17 protein-coding genes and 6 tRNA genes are annotated in these 17,785 nt (G+C 39.3%); 21 read left to right on the forward strand and 2 right to left on the reverse strand.

All coding sequences use genetic code 11. The features are described 5' to 3' along the window. The first annotated feature begins 10 nt into the window (after window positions 1-10). The 15 genes from F0Q01_RS01585 (at window position 11) to F0Q01_RS01655 (ending at window position 7,377) form a co-directional block, all read left to right on the forward strand. Window positions 11-724: a GDSL-type esterase/lipase family protein gene (locus F0Q01_RS01585; protein WP_090485533.1), complete on the forward strand. Its 714-nt coding sequence runs from the start codon at window positions 11-13 to the stop codon at window positions 722-724. Window positions 725-845: 121 nt separating this feature from the next. After that, window positions 846-1,064, forward strand: coding sequence for a cation transporter (locus F0Q01_RS01590; protein WP_090152021.1), 219 nt, complete (start codon window positions 846-848; stop codon window positions 1,062-1,064). Window positions 1,065-1,089: 25 nt separating this feature from the next. Further along, on the forward strand, window positions 1,090-2,964 hold the full coding sequence (locus F0Q01_RS01595) for a heavy metal translocating P-type ATPase (RefSeq protein WP_090485536.1): 1,875 nt from the start codon (window positions 1,090-1,092) through the stop codon (window positions 2,962-2,964). A gap of 140 nt (window positions 2,965-3,104) precedes the next feature. Beyond that, on the forward strand, window positions 3,105-3,461 hold the full coding sequence (locus tag F0Q01_RS01600; protein WP_090152015.1) for an ArsR/SmtB family transcription factor: 357 nt from the start codon (window positions 3,105-3,107) through the stop codon (window positions 3,459-3,461). Window positions 3,462-3,607: 146 nt separating this feature from the next. Further along, window positions 3,608-3,682: transfer RNA gene (locus F0Q01_RS01605), tRNA-Pro, on the forward strand. 21 nt (window positions 3,683-3,703) lie between these two features. Then, window positions 3,704-3,774 (forward strand) — tRNA-Gly (locus F0Q01_RS01610). A 26-nt stretch (window positions 3,775-3,800) separates the two neighbouring features. Continuing rightward, window positions 3,801-3,874: transfer RNA gene (locus F0Q01_RS01615), tRNA-Arg, on the forward strand. 27 nt (window positions 3,875-3,901) lie between these two features. After that, window positions 3,902-3,975: transfer RNA gene (locus F0Q01_RS01620), tRNA-His, on the forward strand. 25 nt (window positions 3,976-4,000) lie between these two features. After that, window positions 4,001-4,072: transfer RNA gene (locus F0Q01_RS01625), tRNA-Gln, on the forward strand. Between the two features lie 53 nt (window positions 4,073-4,125). Further along, window positions 4,126-4,198: transfer RNA gene (locus F0Q01_RS01630), tRNA-Lys, on the forward strand. A gap of 165 nt (window positions 4,199-4,363) precedes the next feature. Beyond that, a complete protein-coding gene (locus F0Q01_RS01635) occupies window positions 4,364-4,711 on the forward strand; it encodes a type II toxin-antitoxin system RelE/ParE family toxin (RefSeq protein WP_090152012.1) in 348 nt (115 codons plus the stop codon). After that, entirely contained in the window at window positions 4,708-4,998 is a 291-nt protein-coding gene (locus F0Q01_RS01640; protein WP_090485539.1) for a helix-turn-helix domain-containing protein, read from the forward strand. Before F0Q01_RS01635 ends, F0Q01_RS01640 begins: the two co-directional genes overlap by 4 nt. A gap of 305 nt (window positions 4,999-5,303) precedes the next feature. Further along, window positions 5,304-5,567, forward strand: a complete 264-nt coding sequence (locus tag F0Q01_RS01645; protein WP_028248491.1) for a type II toxin-antitoxin system prevent-host-death family antitoxin — start codon at window positions 5,304-5,306, stop codon at window positions 5,565-5,567. Next, window positions 5,560-5,862 (forward strand): type II toxin-antitoxin system RelE/ParE family toxin, encoded by a 303-nt coding sequence (locus tag F0Q01_RS01650; RefSeq protein ID WP_090485542.1) that lies wholly within the window; start codon window positions 5,560-5,562, stop codon window positions 5,860-5,862. Before F0Q01_RS01645 ends, F0Q01_RS01650 begins: the two co-directional genes overlap by 8 nt. Before the next feature lie 333 nt (window positions 5,863-6,195). After that, complete coding sequence (locus F0Q01_RS01655; protein ID WP_090485545.1) at window positions 6,196-7,377, forward strand: aldo/keto reductase; 1,182 nt, start codon at window positions 6,196-6,198, stop codon at window positions 7,375-7,377. A gap of 37 nt (window positions 7,378-7,414) precedes the next feature. Here F0Q01_RS01655 and F0Q01_RS01660 read toward each other — a convergent pair whose 3' ends face one another. Beyond that, complete coding sequence (locus F0Q01_RS01660; protein ID WP_090485548.1) at window positions 7,415-8,665, reverse strand: PucR family transcriptional regulator; 1,251 nt, start codon at window positions 8,663-8,665, stop codon at window positions 7,415-7,417. 239 nt (window positions 8,666-8,904) lie between these two features. Here F0Q01_RS01660 and F0Q01_RS01665 point away from each other — a divergent pair, with 239 nt between their 5' ends. The 4 genes from F0Q01_RS01665 (at window position 8,905) to F0Q01_RS01680 (ending at window position 14,600) form a co-directional block, all read left to right on the forward strand. Next, window positions 8,905-10,875, forward strand: coding sequence for an FAD-dependent oxidoreductase (locus tag F0Q01_RS01665; protein WP_090485550.1), 1,971 nt, complete (start codon window positions 8,905-8,907; stop codon window positions 10,873-10,875). Between the two features lie 133 nt (window positions 10,876-11,008). Then, window positions 11,009-11,854, forward strand: coding sequence for an NAD(+) diphosphatase (nudC, locus tag F0Q01_RS01670; RefSeq protein WP_090485553.1), 846 nt, complete (start codon window positions 11,009-11,011; stop codon window positions 11,852-11,854). 142 nt (window positions 11,855-11,996) lie between these two features. Continuing rightward, window positions 11,997-13,964, forward strand: coding sequence for a beta-galactosidase (locus F0Q01_RS01675; protein WP_163927102.1), 1,968 nt, complete (start codon window positions 11,997-11,999; stop codon window positions 13,962-13,964). Between the two features lie 141 nt (window positions 13,965-14,105). Next, window positions 14,106-14,600, forward strand: coding sequence for a shikimate kinase (locus F0Q01_RS01680; RefSeq protein WP_090151987.1), 495 nt, complete (start codon window positions 14,106-14,108; stop codon window positions 14,598-14,600). 84 nt (window positions 14,601-14,684) lie between these two features. On the opposite strand, the gene F0Q01_RS01685 is transcribed toward F0Q01_RS01680, so the two are convergent. Beyond that, window positions 14,685-15,389, reverse strand: coding sequence for a hypothetical protein (locus F0Q01_RS01685; protein ID WP_242941818.1), 705 nt, complete (start codon window positions 15,387-15,389; stop codon window positions 14,685-14,687). A gap of 186 nt (window positions 15,390-15,575) precedes the next feature. Here F0Q01_RS01685 and F0Q01_RS01690 point away from each other — a divergent pair, with 186 nt between their 5' ends. Together F0Q01_RS01690 and F0Q01_RS01695 are read left to right on the forward strand one after the other, a co-directional pair. Further along, complete coding sequence (locus tag F0Q01_RS01690; RefSeq protein WP_090485559.1) at window positions 15,576-16,922, forward strand: Ig-like domain-containing protein; 1,347 nt, start codon at window positions 15,576-15,578, stop codon at window positions 16,920-16,922. Between the two features lie 129 nt (window positions 16,923-17,051). Beyond that, on the forward strand, window positions 17,052-17,768 hold the full coding sequence (locus F0Q01_RS01695) for a zinc metallopeptidase (RefSeq protein ID WP_090485561.1): 717 nt from the start codon (window positions 17,052-17,054) through the stop codon (window positions 17,766-17,768). The last annotated feature ends 17 nt before the right edge of the window (window positions 17,769-17,785 follow it).

Below are 17,785 nucleotides of genomic sequence, written 5' to 3' on the forward strand. Positions count from 1 at the left end.
GCATCGATAGATGTTTTGGGCAAAATACGGTAAGGGATTTTTCAAAAGAAAAGCGGTTGTAGTAACATTTGCAATTCTGTTTGTTGCAGGGCTTTTGTACCATTCTGGCTTTTTAGGCGGAGAGGACAAGAGAATAAGAGTGACCTGTGTGGGCGATAGTTTGACATACGGTAGTGGTGTGCTTAAAACTCGAGAGATTAATAGCTATCCAGCACAGCTTCAGACAAAGCTTGGTCCATCTTATTTGGTATCCAATTTCGGACTTAGAAATGGTACAGCTTCCGTTACAGGAAATTTGCCTTATATCAATTCGGGAGAGTATGCAGATTCTCTCAAATCAAAGCCTGATATAGTTGTTCTTATGTTGGGTACCAATGATACGAAGATTATTAATTGGGATGCTGATGAATACAAAGAGGGGCTTTCAGAGATTGTAGCTTCCTATTTAGATTTGAAAACACAGCCTAAGGTTTACCTAGTTCGTAGTCCTTATTGTTTTTCAGTTGAGGGCGGAGAATTGGCTGAGTACGGCATACAGCCAGCTGTTGTGGCTGATGAATTGGGCCAGATAGCTCAGGAAGTGGCTTCGGAGTATTCCTTAGAATATATCGATATGTATCGGGTTACTGATGGTAAGACCGACTTATATACATCGGATGGTATTCATTTTAACAAGGATGGATATCAGCTCATTTCCAATACAATCTATAATGTAATTAAATAAAATGTTAAATAATTATGAAACCCGTTGACAGATTATGTTAACGGGTTTATATTTATATCAACACATGAACAATTATTCATACGTTCAGATGAAAATATAAATTCTATGGAGGAAAAAAGATATGAAGAAGACTTACAAGATTGATGTTGATTGCGCAAACTGCGCTAACAAGATGGAGGAGGCTGCTAACAACACAGCAGGTGTTGCTAATGCAGTAGTTAATTTTATGGCATTGAAGATGTCTGTTGAATTTGAAGATGGAGCAGACACAAAGTCAGTTATGGAAGAGGTTCTTAAGAACTGCAAAAAGGTAGAGGATGATTGCGAGATTTTCCTTTAATTAGTTATTTTGATTGGAGTTAGCTATGAACAAGAAGCAAAAGAAGGTCTTAACAAGAATAATAATAGCATCAGTGTTGATGGTAATTTTGGTCTTACTGCCACTTGAGGATTATCCATTGGTGCGTTTCATATTATTTATGGTTCCATATTTTACTGTGGGCTACGATATTTTGCTAAAGGCATTTAAGGGAATCAAAAACAAGCAGGTGTTTGATGAGAATTTCCTTATGGCAATTGCAACAGTAGGTGCCATCGCCCTTGGTGAGTATACAGAGGGTGTTGCGGTTATGCTTTTCTACCAGATTGGAGAACTTTTCCAGTCATACGCTGTAGGTAAGAGCCGCAGGAATATTTCCCAGCTTATGGACATAAGACCGGATTTTGCCAATGTCATGGTTGACGGAGTGCTAGAGCAGGTTGATCCAGATGATGTTGAAATCGGCAGCGAGATTGTGGTTCAGCCAGGTGAGAAGATACCTATCGACGGTGTTGTAATCGATGGCAACGCTACTCTTGATACAGCAGCACTTACAGGCGAGAGCGTACCTCGCACAGCTAAAAATGGCGATGAGGTCATCTCTGGCTGTATCAATATGTCAGGTGTTTTGACTATTAGAACCACTAAGGAATTTGGTGAGTCTACAGCATCAAAGATTCTGGACTTGGTTGAAAATGCATCATCTAAGAAATCTAAGCCAGAAAACTTTATCTCAAAATTTGCGAGAATTTATACACCAGTTGTATGCTATTCAGCCCTTGCGCTTGCTGTAATTCCACCAGTTGTCAGATTGATAATGGGCATTGATCCACTTTGGACACAGTGGGTATATAGAGCCCTTACATTCCTTGTAATCAGCTGTCCATGTGCGCTTGTTATCAGTATTCCACTTACATTTTTTGCAGGCATTGGCGGAGCCAGCCGAGCAGGTGTATTGGTAAAGGGTTCCAACTATTTAGATGCGCTTTCACGTTCTAAAATTGTTGTAATGGACAAGACTGGTACACTTACAAAGGGTGTATTTGAAGTTACAAAAGTACAGGCTGTAGATATTTCTGAGGAAGAGCTTCTTGAGATGACTGCTATGGCTGAGGCATTTTCTAATCATCCAATTTCTCGCAGCCTTAAGGAAGCTTATGGTAAGCCTATAGATACATCCCTTGTCAGTGATGTGGAAGAAATTTCAGGACACGGAGTAAAGGCAAATGTTTCTGGCAAGGTAGTTCAGGTCGGCAACGAAAAGCTTATGAATTCAATTGGAGTTCAGGTTGAAGATATCGTTGAACCTGGCACTGTAATTCATGTGGCAATAGATGGCAAATATCATGGTTATATCCTGATTTCTGATATGCTGAAGGAACATTCTAAAGAAGCCATTATAGGCCTTAAAAGGGCTGGAATCAGCAAGACAGTTATGCTTACCGGTGACAGCAAGAAAGTGGCTGATTTAGTTGCTGCAGACTTGGGATTAGACGAAGTATGTGCGGAACTTTTACCTGGAGACAAGGTGTCAAAGGTAGAGGAGCTTTTGGCCACAAAAACAGACAAGGAGAAGCTTATATTTGTAGGCGATGGAATCAACGATGCTCCTGTTCTTTCTAGAGCTGATATCGGTGTTGCAATGGGTGCATTGGGAAGTGATGCAGCCATAGAGGCGGCAGATGTAGTTCTCATGGATGATGACCCAAGTAGCATTGTGAAGGCAATTGGCATCTCAAAGAAGTGCATGAGAATCGTATACGAGAATATTTATTTTGCCATCGGCATAAAGGTTGCATGTCTTATTCTTGGTGCAGTTGGTATTGCGAATATGTGGATAGCGATTTTTGCAGATGTAGGAGTAATGGTTCTTGCAGTGCTCAATGCTATACGAGCATTATCTGTAAAGAAATATAAATAGAAGAATTGGGTTTGAAAGAGTGAAAGATGTAGGGCGTTCTGTTGTGGGTGACAGAATGCCCTGTGCTACACTTCGATTGAAAAAGCGTAGCGGCAGGTGTAAAGTAATAACTGTAATTATTTTTGAAAGGTAGATAAGAGATGGGAAAGCATGCAGAGTGCTGTGAAGAGCATTGCGTACACACAAATTTAGTTAATAAGGTTTTAAAGGATCTTCCAGACGAGGATGCTTTATATGATCTTGCCGAGTTATTCAAGGTTTTTGGTGATAGTACTCGCGTGAGAATATTATTTGCGCTGTTTGAATCAGAGCTTTGCGTCTGTGATATTTCAGAGAGTCTTGATATGACTCAGTCTGCAGTGTCACACCAGCTTCAGATTCTCCGTACAAATAAGCTAGTAAAGAGCCGTAGAGAGGGCAAGCAGATGTATTATAGCCTAGCTGATGAGCACGTTGTAACCATCATTGCACAGGGCTTGAGCCACATATTAGAGTAGGCGTTTATAAATTGTCGGAATATCAGAAACTTCATGCTAAATTCTAACAATTAAATTTTAAAAAAATCGTTGACAAAGCCCTTGTTCTCATATATACTCCTTATTGTTCGCGAGAGAGATACGAAAGAAAAGCGAGCAACAAATATCGGGGTGTGGCTCAGTTTGGCTAGAGCACCTGGTTTGGGACCAGGGGGTCGCAGGTTCGAATCCTGTCACCCCGACTTAGAAATAAATATTAATATGCGGGTGTGGTTCAATGGTAGAACATCAGCCTTCCAAGCTGAATACGTGGGTTCGATTCCCATCACCCGCTTTTTATTTTCTAAGATATATTAATACGTGTCAGTAGCTCAGCTGGATAGAGCAACGGCCTTCTAAGCCGTGGGTCGGGGGTTCGAATCCCTTCTGGCACATTGATACGGTTTATATTTATCAGTATGGTGGGTGTGGCACAGCTGGTTAGCGCGTCGGATTGTGGTTCCGAAGGTCGAGGGTTCGAACCCCTCTACCCACCCTGTTGCGGTAGCAACATCGCACGTTGGGCTATCGCCAAGCGGTAAGGCACCAGATTTTGATTCTGGCATTCGCTGGTTCGAATCCAGCTAGCCCAGTTTCGGATCTATGCCTTTTTCTTTTAGCTAGATACCGCTTAGTAATTGAATATGGGGTTGTAGCTCAGTTGGTAGAGCACCTGACTTTTAATCAGGTTGTCGGGAGTTCGAGCCTCCTCAGCCTCAGCAAAGGAAAGACCTTGAAGCTTTTGCTTCAGGGTCTTTTTCGCATGTACATATAAACGGACACAACTGTATCTTATAATTATATTTGTAAGGACAATTGCAAAGTGGATAACTTGACAATATGTTCTATACGACATATTATAACTATAGGAAGGACTTATATTAATGTACGAGATTGAGCTGTACGATATGGAGGATGGAAGATGTCCTGTGCAAGAATTCTTGGATTCATTGGAACCCAAAATGCATGCGAAAGCACTTAGAACTATTGATTTATTAGAGGCAAATGGTCCACAGCTTAGGGAACCACACTCTGGACCGATAGGAGATGGAATATTTGAGCTTAGGACAAAGCAAGGCTCTAATATAACAAGAGTGTTCTATTTTTTCTTTGTTGGTCAAAAAGCAGTTCTTACTAATGGATTTGTGAAGAAGACTCAAAAGACACCAAAAGCAGAGATTGAACTGGCGAAGAAATATAAAGCTGACTATGAACGGAGGAATTGTAAATGAGCAGTTATAGAGAATATAAAGAAAAAGCATTAAAAGATCCTGAAGTAAAGTCGGAGTATGATTCACTTGAAGCAGAGTACGATATAATTCAGGCAATGATTGATGCTCGAATTAATCAGCATATGACTCAGAAGGATCTTTCAGCTAAAACAGGTATTACACAAGCTGATATTAGCCGTATTGAGAATGGAACACGTAACCCTAGCCTTGCTATGGTAAAAAGACTTGCAGAAGGGTTGGGTATGCAGTTGAAGTTAGAACTTGTACCACGAACAGCAAAACAATGATTTTTGTTTTGAAAATTAGGTTTAACCTATGGTTTAACCAAGAAATACAGATGCTACAAATCCCTTTCTTTTAGTATTTTGTGGGGCTAAGAATCTGTTCGAGCCTCCTCAGCCTCAGCAAAGGAAAGCACGTAAGCATTGGCTTACGTGCTTTTTATTTTATGAACTATCCGGAAAATCCGGATAGTTCAAAGTGTGACAATTTGTCACGAGTTGGTTACAGGTTGTAACCAACTAAGAAATTAAAAACATATACAGTGTAGCATAATTATGCTACAATAAAGACAAATAAGGAGGTGTTTATTATGCCAACAATTATGCCTATTAGAGATTTAAGAAATACAAGTGAAATATCAGAAATTGCACATAGACAAAAGGAACCTATTTTTATTACTAAAAATGGATATAGTGATCTTGTGGTTATGAGTGCAGAATTATACGAGAAGTTTGCAAGGGAAAATCGCATTGATCAGGCTATTTTTGAGGCGGAGCAGGAGTTTGCTGAAACTGGTAAGACAATAGATGCAAAGGATGCTTTTGCAGAATTGGAGAAAAAGTATTTTGAATAAGTATAGTGTAGAATTAATGCCAAGAGCATATAGGGATATAGAAGAAATATATGCGTATATTGCTTATGAAAAGTTGTCTCCTGAAAATGCAAAGGGGCAGATTGACAGAATAAAGGAAGCTATACTCGGACTCGATACATTGCCTGAATCTCATCAAGATAGAATAACTGGTAGATATGCAGGTAAAGGATATAAACTATTAATTATTGATAACTATATTGCTATATTTAGAATTGATGAAGGTAATGGTAGAGTTTTGGTTGTTACTGTGCAGTATCAGGGAAGAGATATATAGTGATAGTAGGTTTAACCTGTGGTTTAACTTAAAAATGCAGAGGCAACAAATGCCTTTCTTTCAATATTTATTGAGACCGAGATGAGTTCGAGCCTCCTCAGCCTCGGAACTTAGACACGTAAGCAATTGCTTACGTGTTTTTTTATTTTATCAACTATCCGGTTTTATCAGATGGTTTTACTCGTGACAACATATCACATCTTAGGGTATAATTAAATCGTGCGCAACTGGTTACAAATTGTAACCAGTTGGTGACAATTTGTCACCGACTGAAAAGGGTATATAATTGCAGTAATGGAAATATAAATTAAGTTTTAATGAGGGACAGTATAAATGCTATATAGGAACGATAGGTATGGAAATCCTATATCCATTTTAGGATATGGCTGTATGCGATTTACTACTAAGGCTGGTTCGATTGACATTGATAAGGCTGAGAAGGAAATTATGGCAGCTTATGAGGCTGGAGTTAATTACTATGACACAGCCTATGTGTATCCTGGTAGTGAAGCTGCATTAGGTGTTATTCTAGAGCGCAACAATATACGTGAGAAGATTAACATAGCAACAAAGCTTCCTCAGTATCTGGTGAAAAATAGAGAGTCACTTGATAAGTATTTTGATGAGGAATTAAAGCGTCTTAAGACAGATTACATAGATTATTATCTTATGCATCACATGACTGCTATTAATCAGTGGGATAAGCTGGAGCAGGTAGGCATAAGAGATTGGATAAAAGAGAAAAAAGAATCTGGTCAGATTAGAAATATTGGTTTTTCTTATCATGGAAATACAGAGGATTTCATTGGCATATTAGATTCATACGATTGGGATTTTTGCCAGATTCAGTACAACTATGTGGATGAGCATACTCAGGCGGGATTAAAGGGACTTAGGCATGCAGCTGAAAAGGGAATCCCTGTAGTTATTATGGAGCCACTTAGAGGCGGTAAGCTTGTAAATCTTTTGCCAGAAAAGGCGAAAAAGGAAATTGCTGAATCACCTAAGGGATATACTAATGCAGAGCTTGGACTTAGATGGCTGTGGAATCAGCCGGAGGTTACCTGTGTGCTTTCAGGTATGAATTCTCCTGAGATGGTAGCGGAGAATTGCAGGATTGCATCTGATGCAGAGGCTGGCTCTTTTGATGAGGCTGATTTTGCATTAATTGAAAAAGTAAAGGAAGCTATACGTGAGACAGAGAAAGTGGGCTGTACAGGCTGTCGCTACTGTATGCCATGTCCAAAGGGTGTGGATATTCCTGCCTTGTTTAGAAGCTACAATATGACATCTCTTGAGGGCAAGTCTCATGCTAGATTTGAATATGCTCAGACTGTAGGATTGAAAAGTGAGCCAGCATTTGCAACTCAGTGTATTGAGTGCGGAAAGTGCGAGCAGCATTGTCCGCAAAATATTCCAATCAGAAGGATGCTGAAAGAGGCTGACAGGGTGGTTCGCCCATGGCCATATAAAATAGGAATTAATATAGTAAGAAAATTTTTCTTAAAGAAGTAATAAATTAGATCCCAGAAGGCTAGTTCTGGGATCTTTCTTATGTATTTTTTATGCTGTTTTGTAGTTCCCACGTTCTTCCGGAAAGATATAGGTGGTAGCAAAGGTCGTAGTCTGTTAAATCGATGTTTGCCAGTTCTATTATTTTTGCAATTCTGTATTTTAGTGTGTTGTGGTGAATATGTAATTCCCTAGCAGTGTTGGTGAGGTTTTGTCCAAACCGTATATACGTTAATAGGGAAATGACATATTCACTATTTTTTTCTTTATCTATCTTGTCCAGTGCAGTGATGGCAGGATGGATAAGATAATTGATATTGTGACTATCAGCGTAGGTAAGGATTAGCTGGTCCAGGATATGCTTTGAAAAGAAAATAAAAGTATCCTTTAGGCCAAGTCTTTTTCCCAGAGTGAGGGCAGAAAGTGCATTTAGATATTCATCAGCCACAAGTGAAAGCTCTGTAAACTGGGTGCTGATACCAGCCTGAAGCTTATACTCTTTTAAAAGCGCCATAAGAGGAGCGTAGTTGTAGTCCTCTTCAAAGCTAGTAGCTGATGTGTCAAAAAGCACAATCAAGCGATTTTGATGGATAAATACAGTTGGCCTGTTAAGGAGATTGTGGAGCTTTCTTTTTAAAAGATACAATTGCTCTACAGCAAGCTCTGTCTTAGAAACAGGCTCTATGGCTATGATAAATAATCTCTCAAGCAATCTGATATTCAAAGCCGAAAAGCGATCACTGATATCGCTGGCATCAGTGGTCTTTCTTTCTACTAATGATTCTAAAAATGCTTCAACTTTTGAATTTGAAAATTTATATTTTATGCTGCTGGTGGACATTAAAATGGCAATGAGATTACTCAGGTTGCCAAGTATTTCCTTTTCTATGTCAGTGATTTTATGGTTGTATTCAAGGAGTTTTAAGTAGCCTAAAGTGGTGCGGCCCTGGATGATTTTGGCCACAAGCTGACGGTGATTTTCCATGCCATATTCCCAGACGAATTTTTCCTCGGTGGAAATATCATCCTCCATAATGAGATTAGTGTATTCCTCTTTTACATATCCATTAGTGAGAATCCAGTCCCAGAACGGCTCATCCTTTACTGATTCGCCGCCGGACTGGGCGATAAAGCACATGGAAATATCTACAAGCATAAGGGGCTGACCCAGTATTCGGTGTCCCACATCCAAAAGATTTTGGATGTCATTGCTTTCATTCATTTCTTTTATAAAAGTAGAAGTGCAGTTTGCAATATAAAGTTCTTCCTCTGTTTTATTCTTAAACTCCATGGAATCCTTCCTTTCTACATCAATTATATTGTAACAAGGGGGAAAAGCTTTGTCAGTAGACAACAAAAAATCTTCACAATAGACATCAAAAAGACAAAAAGATTTTGTGACAAAGAAGTCTGGAGGCAGTATTATTTAACTATAGGAAACGAAGAACTTAATATTTCTCGATGCTAAAATTAAATTACTAGATTGTTAATTTTGTAACGGTTTAACTGGCAAATGAAAAGGAGTTTAATATGTACGAGAATTTATTTTCAAGTAAGAACATCGGTACTATGACTGTACCAAACAGAACTGTAATGACAGCTATGGGAAATTATCTTGCTGATGAGGGCGGATATGTTTCTGAAAAGGACATTGCTTTTTATGGTGCAAGAGCAAAGGGCGGTACAGGTCTTGTTATTACTGAATGTACAGCAGTGGATTCAAAGTCTGGATTGGGAAACGATAGAGAAATCGTTGTAGATGACGACAAGTACATTCCTAGACTTAAAAAGCTTGCAGATGAAGTACATAAGTATGGTTCAAAGCTTTGTGTTCAGATTTATCATCCAGGTAGACAGGGAATTGCTGTAGTAAATGGAGTAGAGTCAATGAAATCTGCTAGTGCTACAGAGTGTCAGATTGTTCACCAGCCTACACACGAGATGACTAAGGATGAGATCAAGGAAATGGTGGGTAAGTTTGCATCTGCAGCTAGACGTATTAAGGAAGCAGGAGTCGATGCTGTAGAGATTCACGGCGCTCATGGCTATTTGATTGGTCAGTTCTCAAGTCCATATACAAACAAGAGAACAGATGAGTACGGTGGAAACTTTGAAAATAGAATGAGATTCTTCGGAGAAATTATCGATGCTGTTAGAGCTGAAGTTGGTGCTGATTTCCCAGTTATTGCACGTTTCTCTGTTGATGAGCACATGGAATATGTAGGTCAGCCTGATGAGGGACTTCACCTTGCAGACGGTGTTGAGATTGGAAAATACCTTGAAGCTAAGGGTGTAGACGCACTTGATGTAAGTTCTGGTATTTATGAGACAATGAATACAGCATGGGAGCCAGTTGGATTTGACCAGGGATGGAAAATTGAGGGACCTGCATCAGTAAAGGCTGCTGTAAATATCCCAGTAATCGGTGTTGCTGTAATCAGAGATCCTGAGTATGCAGAAGAATTATTAAAAGATGGCAAGCTTGATTTCGTAGGAAGCGCTAGAGCATTTTATGCTGATCCAGAGTGGGCTAACAAAGCTAAGTGTGGTAAGGCCTGTGACATCAGAAAATGTATTTCTTGCTTATATTGCATGGAATCACTTATGTCTGCTAACGCTGAAACACCAATGGGCTGCTCAGTAAATTTTGAGGCTGGTAAGGAAAATCAGTATCAGGCTGAGGAACTTCCAAAGAATGGTGCGGGGAGAACTGTTGCAGTAATCGGCGCAGGTCCTGCAGGTCTTGAGGCAGCTAGAATTCTTGCAATCAGAGGATTTAAGCCAGTTGTATTTGAAAAGCAGTCACGCTTAGGCGGACAGGTATATCTTGCAAGCAAGCCACCAAAGAAGGAAAAGACAGCTTGGTTAATTGACTACGAAAAGGGCCAGTTAGAAAAGCTTGGAGTAGAAATTAGATTAAACACTGAGGCTACAGTGGAGACTATTAAGGAATTGAAGCCTTACGCTGTTTTTGTAGCTACAGGTTCAACACCAGTAATGCCAAAGTCTATAAAGGGATTAGATGGTAAAAATGTTCATACACCAGTTGAGATTCTTGATGGTACAGTTAAGCTTTCGAATAAGAAGGTTTGTGTAGTAGGTTCAGGTATGACTGGTATTGAAACAGCTGAGCTTTTAAGCGAGCAGGGCAATGATGTAACAGTATTTGAGATGGCTGATGATATCGGACCAGGTCTTTTCTTCCAGAACCTTGTGGATGTAATGTCTAGAATCACACCAAAGAATGTGGCCATGTATCCAAAGCACAGACTTGTGGAAATTGATGGCAACAAGGTGGCATTTGAGACTACAGATACAAAGGAAGCTGTAAGTTTTGAGTTTGATGAAGTGGTTGTTTCACTTGGTGTAGCTGCAAATAAAGCTGCAAATGAAGAAATTGCAGCAGCATTTGATAATGTAAGATTCCTTGGAGATGCACTTTCAACAGGCAGAATTGCAGCAGCAATTAAGACAGGATATCTTGCAGCAGCAGAATTATAAACCTTAGTATAATAGATGTTATTGGAGCCTTCAGATTAATCTGGAGGCTCTTTTACCGTACTCCCGTTGTTAAATAAAAACCTGCAAAATGTAGCGTAAGTATGCTACGATAACTTTAATTAAGGAGGTAACTATGCTACAGGAAATACAGCCAAAGAAATTAGTAAACGCATATAGAGTAGGGGAAAAAGCTGATGCAGATAGCATCATTCTTTTTCATGATAATGGAAGATTCTTGGCTAGGATAGATGAGAAAGAAAAGACTATTATCTATCCTAAGTTAAAAGATTTTGGCGTTGAATTGTCTACAGTATTTCTTTTTTCTATAGATGATGAGAAATTCTTTTTGGCATACGAGACAGATGGAATATCAGAGGCAGATTTCCCTACAGGTTTTGAGTTATATGATATGAAGCAGTTTAGGCGAGAATATCTTTTTCCAAAGCATTATGTTTTTGCTGCTTTTACAGCGGTACAGTTGGCAGAATGGTATGTGGGGACAGTATACTGCGGAAAGTGTGGCACTAGGACAAATCACTCTGAGACAGAGCGAGCAAAGGTATGCCCAAATTGTGGGAAAGTTGTTTATCCGCGTATAAATCCTGCTGTTATAGTGGGGGTGACTAATGGTGATAGGCTCTTGCTGACTAAGTATAGGGTTGGATACTCAAATAATGCTTTAGTAGCTGGCTTTACGGAAATAGGTGAGACACTAGAAGAGACCGTAGAGCGAGAAGTCATGGAGGAAACAGGACTTAAGGTAAAAAATATCCGCTATTATAAATCACAGCCATGGGGAATTGCCAGTGATATTTTGATGGGCTTTTACTGTGATGTAGATGGGGATGACACCATAAAGATGGATGAATCTGAGCTGAAATACGCCCAGTGGGTTCCAAGAGAAGAAATAGAGTTGCAGCCACTTGAATATAGTCTTACCAATGAGATGATGAAAATGTTTAAAGAATCAAAAGTTTGACTATAAATACTTTTGCAAAAGCGTGGATTTGCCAGTTTTTGATTTCAATTTGAGTGATTTTGCAAAGAGTCATTATTATATAATCTAGGAGTAAGGGGATATCCCAAAATATTAGTATATGAAATTACTCTTGGGAGGAATGATGATTTATAAATTTGAGGATTACAAAAAAGTTGAAATAAAAAGAAATCATCTTAATCTAGGCCAGACTAGAGAAGATGGGGCAAGCTTTCAGGTAAATAGCCGCTACATTGAAAAGGATGGCAGACCTTGGATTGGGGTCATGGGAGAGTATCACTATGTGAGAGACTCTCGTGAAAATTGGGAAGAAGAACTTCGCAAAATGAAAGCTGGTGGAATCAACACAGTTGCTTCCTATGTATTTTGGATTTATCACGAGGAAATTGAGGGAGAATATGATTTCACTGGTGATAGAAATCTAAGAGAATTTGTTGAGCTATGTCAAAAGCTTGGACTTTCATTTGTACTTCGAATTGGACCATGGTGTCATGGCGAAGTGAGAAATGGAGGCTTTCCAGATTGGCTTTTGAAAAAGGGCTGCAAGCTCAGAGAAAATGACCCTGAATATCTCAACCTTGTAGAGGTCTGGTATAGAAAAATATTTGAACAGGTCGAGGGATTATTTTTCAAAGATGGTGGTCCTATTATGGGCATCCAAATAGAAAATGAGCTGACTGATAATGCTGAGCATTTAGGTGAGCTGAAAAAGATAGCTCTAAGAATTGGCTTTGATGCACCTATTTGGACGGTTACTGGGTGGAATAGCATCTACGGTGCAAAGTTTCCACTAAAGGAGTTTTTACCGGTGTTTGGGGCCTATGTGGATGCACCTTGGCTTGACCACACTGATACATTGCCACCTTCAAAGCATTATACATTTGATACCTGTAGAAATGATGCTGCTATAGGCATGGATTTGATAAAAGATGTAGATGACGATGGATGGATACTTCCTTATGAGGACTATCCATTTGCTACATGTGAACTGGGAAGTGGACTTCCCGCTTCGTATATACGTAGACCATTTGTCAGCCCAATGGATGCATATGCACTTAGCCTTGTAAAGCTAGGCTGTGGTAACAATCTGGTAGGTTACTACATGTATCATGGTGGAACCAACAAAATAGGTAAGCTATCTACTTTGCATGAGAGCAAGGCTACTGGATATCCTAATGATTATGCGATTTTAAACTATGATTTTCAGACTTGTATTGGTGAGTACGGACAGATAAGAGACCAGTACAAGCTGCTTAATCTAATTCATTTATTCTTAAATGATTTTGGAGATATTCTTGCACCAATGGAACATGTTCCAGCAGAACAATTCGTAAATGCGGATGACGATGCAGACCTTAGATACTGTATGAGAACCGACGGTGAAAGTGGATTTGTATTTGTCAATCATCATCAAAGAGGGATGATTCTAAAGGATGTTGTTGATGCCAGCATTGATACAGGCAAAGTAACATTTCCTTCTATGAATTTTACAGGGCAGGTGGCATGCATTCTTCCATTTAATATAAGGCTTGGAGACAGATTGCTAGACTACGCTACAGCTCAGCTCTTATGTCAGGATGGCAGTACTTTTTATTTTGCGGCAGTTCCAGGCAACGCGCCAAAGTATTCAATTGATGGAATAGTCTATGAGGTTGACATGACTGCAGATGATACCGAGCTTAAAGTAGGTGATATCAGTATCATCACATTGTCATGGGAGAGGGCTTTTGACCTTAGAAAAGTAGATGGAGAGATTTACTTTGATGAGGCTGTTATGACTGTATCAGAGTATGTTTTAGAGGATATCGACACTCCATTTGCTTTATCATATCCGGAGATGTTTGCGCTAGGAAATGGCTCTCGAAATATAACCTATAAGAAGATAATTGCTCAATCGCCAGAAGGCCTGGTTGAAATCAAAGAAAAATATGATGTTGCTCAACTATATGTGGATGGAAAACTAGTAGCAGATAGTTTTTATATTGGGGTGCCATGGCAGGTAAGTGCATCCCTTATATATGGAAGAGATGCATATATCGTTTACAGTGATTATGATGATGTAAATGTATACCGAGACTATGATAATTGCTAGTGAGTAAGGCTTTATTTATATAGAAGATTTATTATAGTAATTATGACGATGTAAGCCTGTAATAGGCAGGGAGATTGCAGTAGAATTCCTAGGATTCTTGTGGCATAATACATTTCAAAATGCAATAAAAGAGGTAGTGTCATGAAAGAGAACATCGTTTTAATTGGTATGCCTGGAGTGGGAAAGAGTACTCTTGGTGTTGTTTTAGCAAAGCAGTTGGGATACGAATTTGTAGATGCAGATTTGTTGATTCAAAAGCGTGAGAATCGTCTTTTGAAAGAGATAATTGCTGATGAAGGCGTAGAAGGCTTTATGCAGATTGAAAACGATGTTAATGCAAGCATCGAGACATCAAAGACAGTTATTGCAACAGGCGGTAGCGTTATCTATGGTAAGGAGGCTATGGCTCATCTTCAGGAGATTGGTACAGTAGTTTATTTGAAGCTTGACTATGATACTCTTGATGGAAGACTTGGTAGCTTAAAGGGAAGAGGCGTAGTTTTAAAGGATGGCCAAGACCTTAGAGCTCTCTATGAAGAGAGAGTTCCACTTTATGAGAAATACGCAGATGTTATCGTAGATGAGGGTGGACTTGATCTTGAGGCTACACTTGAGGCGGTATTAGAGCAGTTATAATACTGCGCTAGCTAATGGAAATCGTGGGCAATGCCTATTATTATAAAAGGAGTTGAAGCTTAATTAGCTGCAACTCCTTTTCTTTTATCGCTCAGAAACCTTTTTGTATTCTGTTTTAACTAGCCACTTTTGGTCGATGACTTTCAGCTCATCGCCAAAGAGGATATGAAGTCTCACAGATGATGGCTGCTTTTCAATGTCCTGCACAGTGCCCTCACCGAATTTAGGGTGTGTGACTGTGTCGCCAATTTCGTATTTAATTTTGGCGTTTTCCATGTTCTTGATGGCACGCTGTGTGCGGTATGTATCAAGAAGCTGTACCTGCTTGTGGTCAACGCTTGGTCGCTCGAGAACTGATTCGTAGTCTATTTTTTTGATGCTAGATTCTTCTATATAATAATCTGCTGGGATGGCGCCGATAAGTGAGCAGCAGTATTTCCATGCACTGCCGTGAACGCCAGGCTGCCAATTGTATCTATCAGGGATGTTTATATGGCGAGTCATGTAGTGGGCATATTCATGCTTGTAGAGGTTGATTCTGTCGTTTTTAGATATTTGCCCATTCATGCAAAAACCAATGAAAAATAATGAAAATTGAAATTGTTCCTCGTCATCATAAGATGGAGGAAGATAAGAGCCAAGTACCTTTTCGTCCATTCCAAAAGTAATAGGTACCTCCGCTCCTCGTAGACCTAACTTGTGGTCAAGAACTGAGTAAAGAGCGGTAATCTCTGCACGTAAAACCGGTTCTTCATCGTGCAACATTTTTAGCATATCTTTTTTAGTCATGTGTTACTCCTTAAATAATGAAAAACTGCATTTCAGTATATCAAGGCAAATGAAAAGATACAATTACCAATCTGCTGAAAACGTGATATTTTTGTTAATAATTAGCTATAAATTTGACTTGAGAATTGCCGAGATATACTATGATGATAAGAGGTGAGTTGCGCCCTTTTTTAAGAGGTGGTTTTTATGAATAAATCAATTAGAAAATTAAAAGGCTTTATGTCCTTATCTTTAATAGTGTTTGTGGTAGTAGCTTTGCTTGGTATTTCTATGATTGCAGATGCAAAAAAGAAATCATCATCAGCTACCTATTCAGAAGGAGACAATATAGCATTTGGCTCCTTGGATGGCAATATTATTAACTGGACGATTCTGTCATATGATGAGAATACAGGTGTTGCTTTTGTGGTATCTAGAAAGACGCTTAATTCATATTCTATTTCAGATTATAGAAGCTCAGTAAATATGCAGGTTATCCAGCAGCAAGGTGGCAACACTGGCTATGTACCATGGGCAAATAATTATTGGAGAGGTTGGCTAAATCAGGTATTTTATGTTAATGCTTTTAGTGATGCAGAGCGAGCAATGATTAAGCCTACTGAGCTTACTGCAGCTGCCAGCCAGACAAGCCTTATGAATTTCTATAAGGATACAACACTTGATGATTTCTATGTAAAGACAGGAGAAAAGAACTCCTTGAATCTGAGTATTTACAACAGTCAGATGACTACTACAGATTATGTTTTCTTCCTGTCTACTGATGAATATACTGCCCATAAAGACAGCATGAAATATGAGACCGCAGGTACTTGGCCACTTAGAACCAATTCCTTTGATGATCCTGTGTTTGGCCTGTTTGTAAATGACACTTCAAAGCTTGTAGAAAAGTGGGGCTATTACAATGGTACAGGAATTAGACCTGCAATGTATATTCAGCTAACTGCACCAAAGCCAGCAGAGGAGACAGATACCTCAGGTAACAAGAGTGCAACTACAACAAATACTAATTCAGCATCAAATAATAATCAGGCAAATGCTAGCAATACCGATGCAAGCAAAACGGATGCAGCCGCTTCAACAGCATCTAATTCCAATGCCAACAACACTAAAGCAACTAATACTAGCGCATCTGGTAATCAATCAGCTGCCAATTCAAATAATGCTAATGCAGCGGCAAATAATGCCAATAGCAGTTCTAATGCAGGCGGACAAGAAGCATCAAAACCTAGTGCTACAAACTCAAGAAAGTATGCAAATAATGGAACCAATATAGGCAATATTACTTTGCCAGATGATGCAAGCTATACATTGTCTGCAGGTAGCACCGCACAGGTTGCCTTGAATATGGATTATTTAAATAGCACGGACAAGCAATATACCATCACCTACACTTCTTCTGATGGCAGTATTTTCACCGTTGACTCAAATGGTTTAATTACAGGAGTTGGACGAGGAACTGGCACCTTAAGTGTTAGAATGAAGAAGTCAAACGGCAAGGTATATAGCATGAGTTGTCGAATAGATGTAACCTAAGCTCTCGCAAAAGCGAGAGCTTTTTTTATGCAATGCTTTAGGAATTTTTTATAGATTTTTTATTAGTAAAATCCTGCGATAACATTTATACTAAGATATAGAAAACTTAGGATTCGTAGGAGGTTAGAAATGTATTACGGATATGGTTATGGAATGGGATATCATTTTGATTGGACAATAATCCTGGTTTTAATAGGAGCTCTTGTCAGTGGTATTGCGTCAATCAATGTAAATAGGACTTACAGTAAATATAGTAGAGTTGGTAATTATAGAGGATTGACATCTAATCAGGTTGCTGAGCATATTTTACATGCAGCAGGCATTTATGATGTTAGAATCGAGAGAGTCAGAGGAAACTTAACTGACCACTATTCTCCAAAGGAAAAGGTGCTTCGCTTATCAGACGCAGTATATGGCCGCACAAGCGTGGCAGCTATTGGTGTAGCGGCACACGAGTGTGGACATGCTATTCAGCACCAGGAGGATTATGCTCCCCTTAGAATGCGTTCGGCATCAGTGCCACTTGCAAGTATCGGTTCATGGGTTTCATGGCCTGTTATTGTAATTGGACTTCTTCTTGGATCAACACCTATTGCACAGGTTGGCATTTTCTTGTTTACATTTGTAGTGTTGTTTCAGCTTATTACTTTGCCAGTTGAGTTTGATGCCAGCGCAAGAGCACTTAGGATTTTAGAGCAGGACAGAATCCTTGAGGGTGAGGAGCATAGAGGTGCTACAAAGGTGCTGAAGGCAGCAGCTATGACATATGTTGCAGCGTTGTTTACAACTATTATGCAGCTTCTTAGACTAGTGCTATTAGTAAACGGCAGAAGCAGAGATGATTAGTCATTTATTAGGAGATT

It is taken from the genome of Pseudobutyrivibrio xylanivorans (assembly GCF_010906925.1).
Classification (GTDB): Bacteria; Bacillota; Clostridia; order Lachnospirales; family Lachnospiraceae; genus Pseudobutyrivibrio.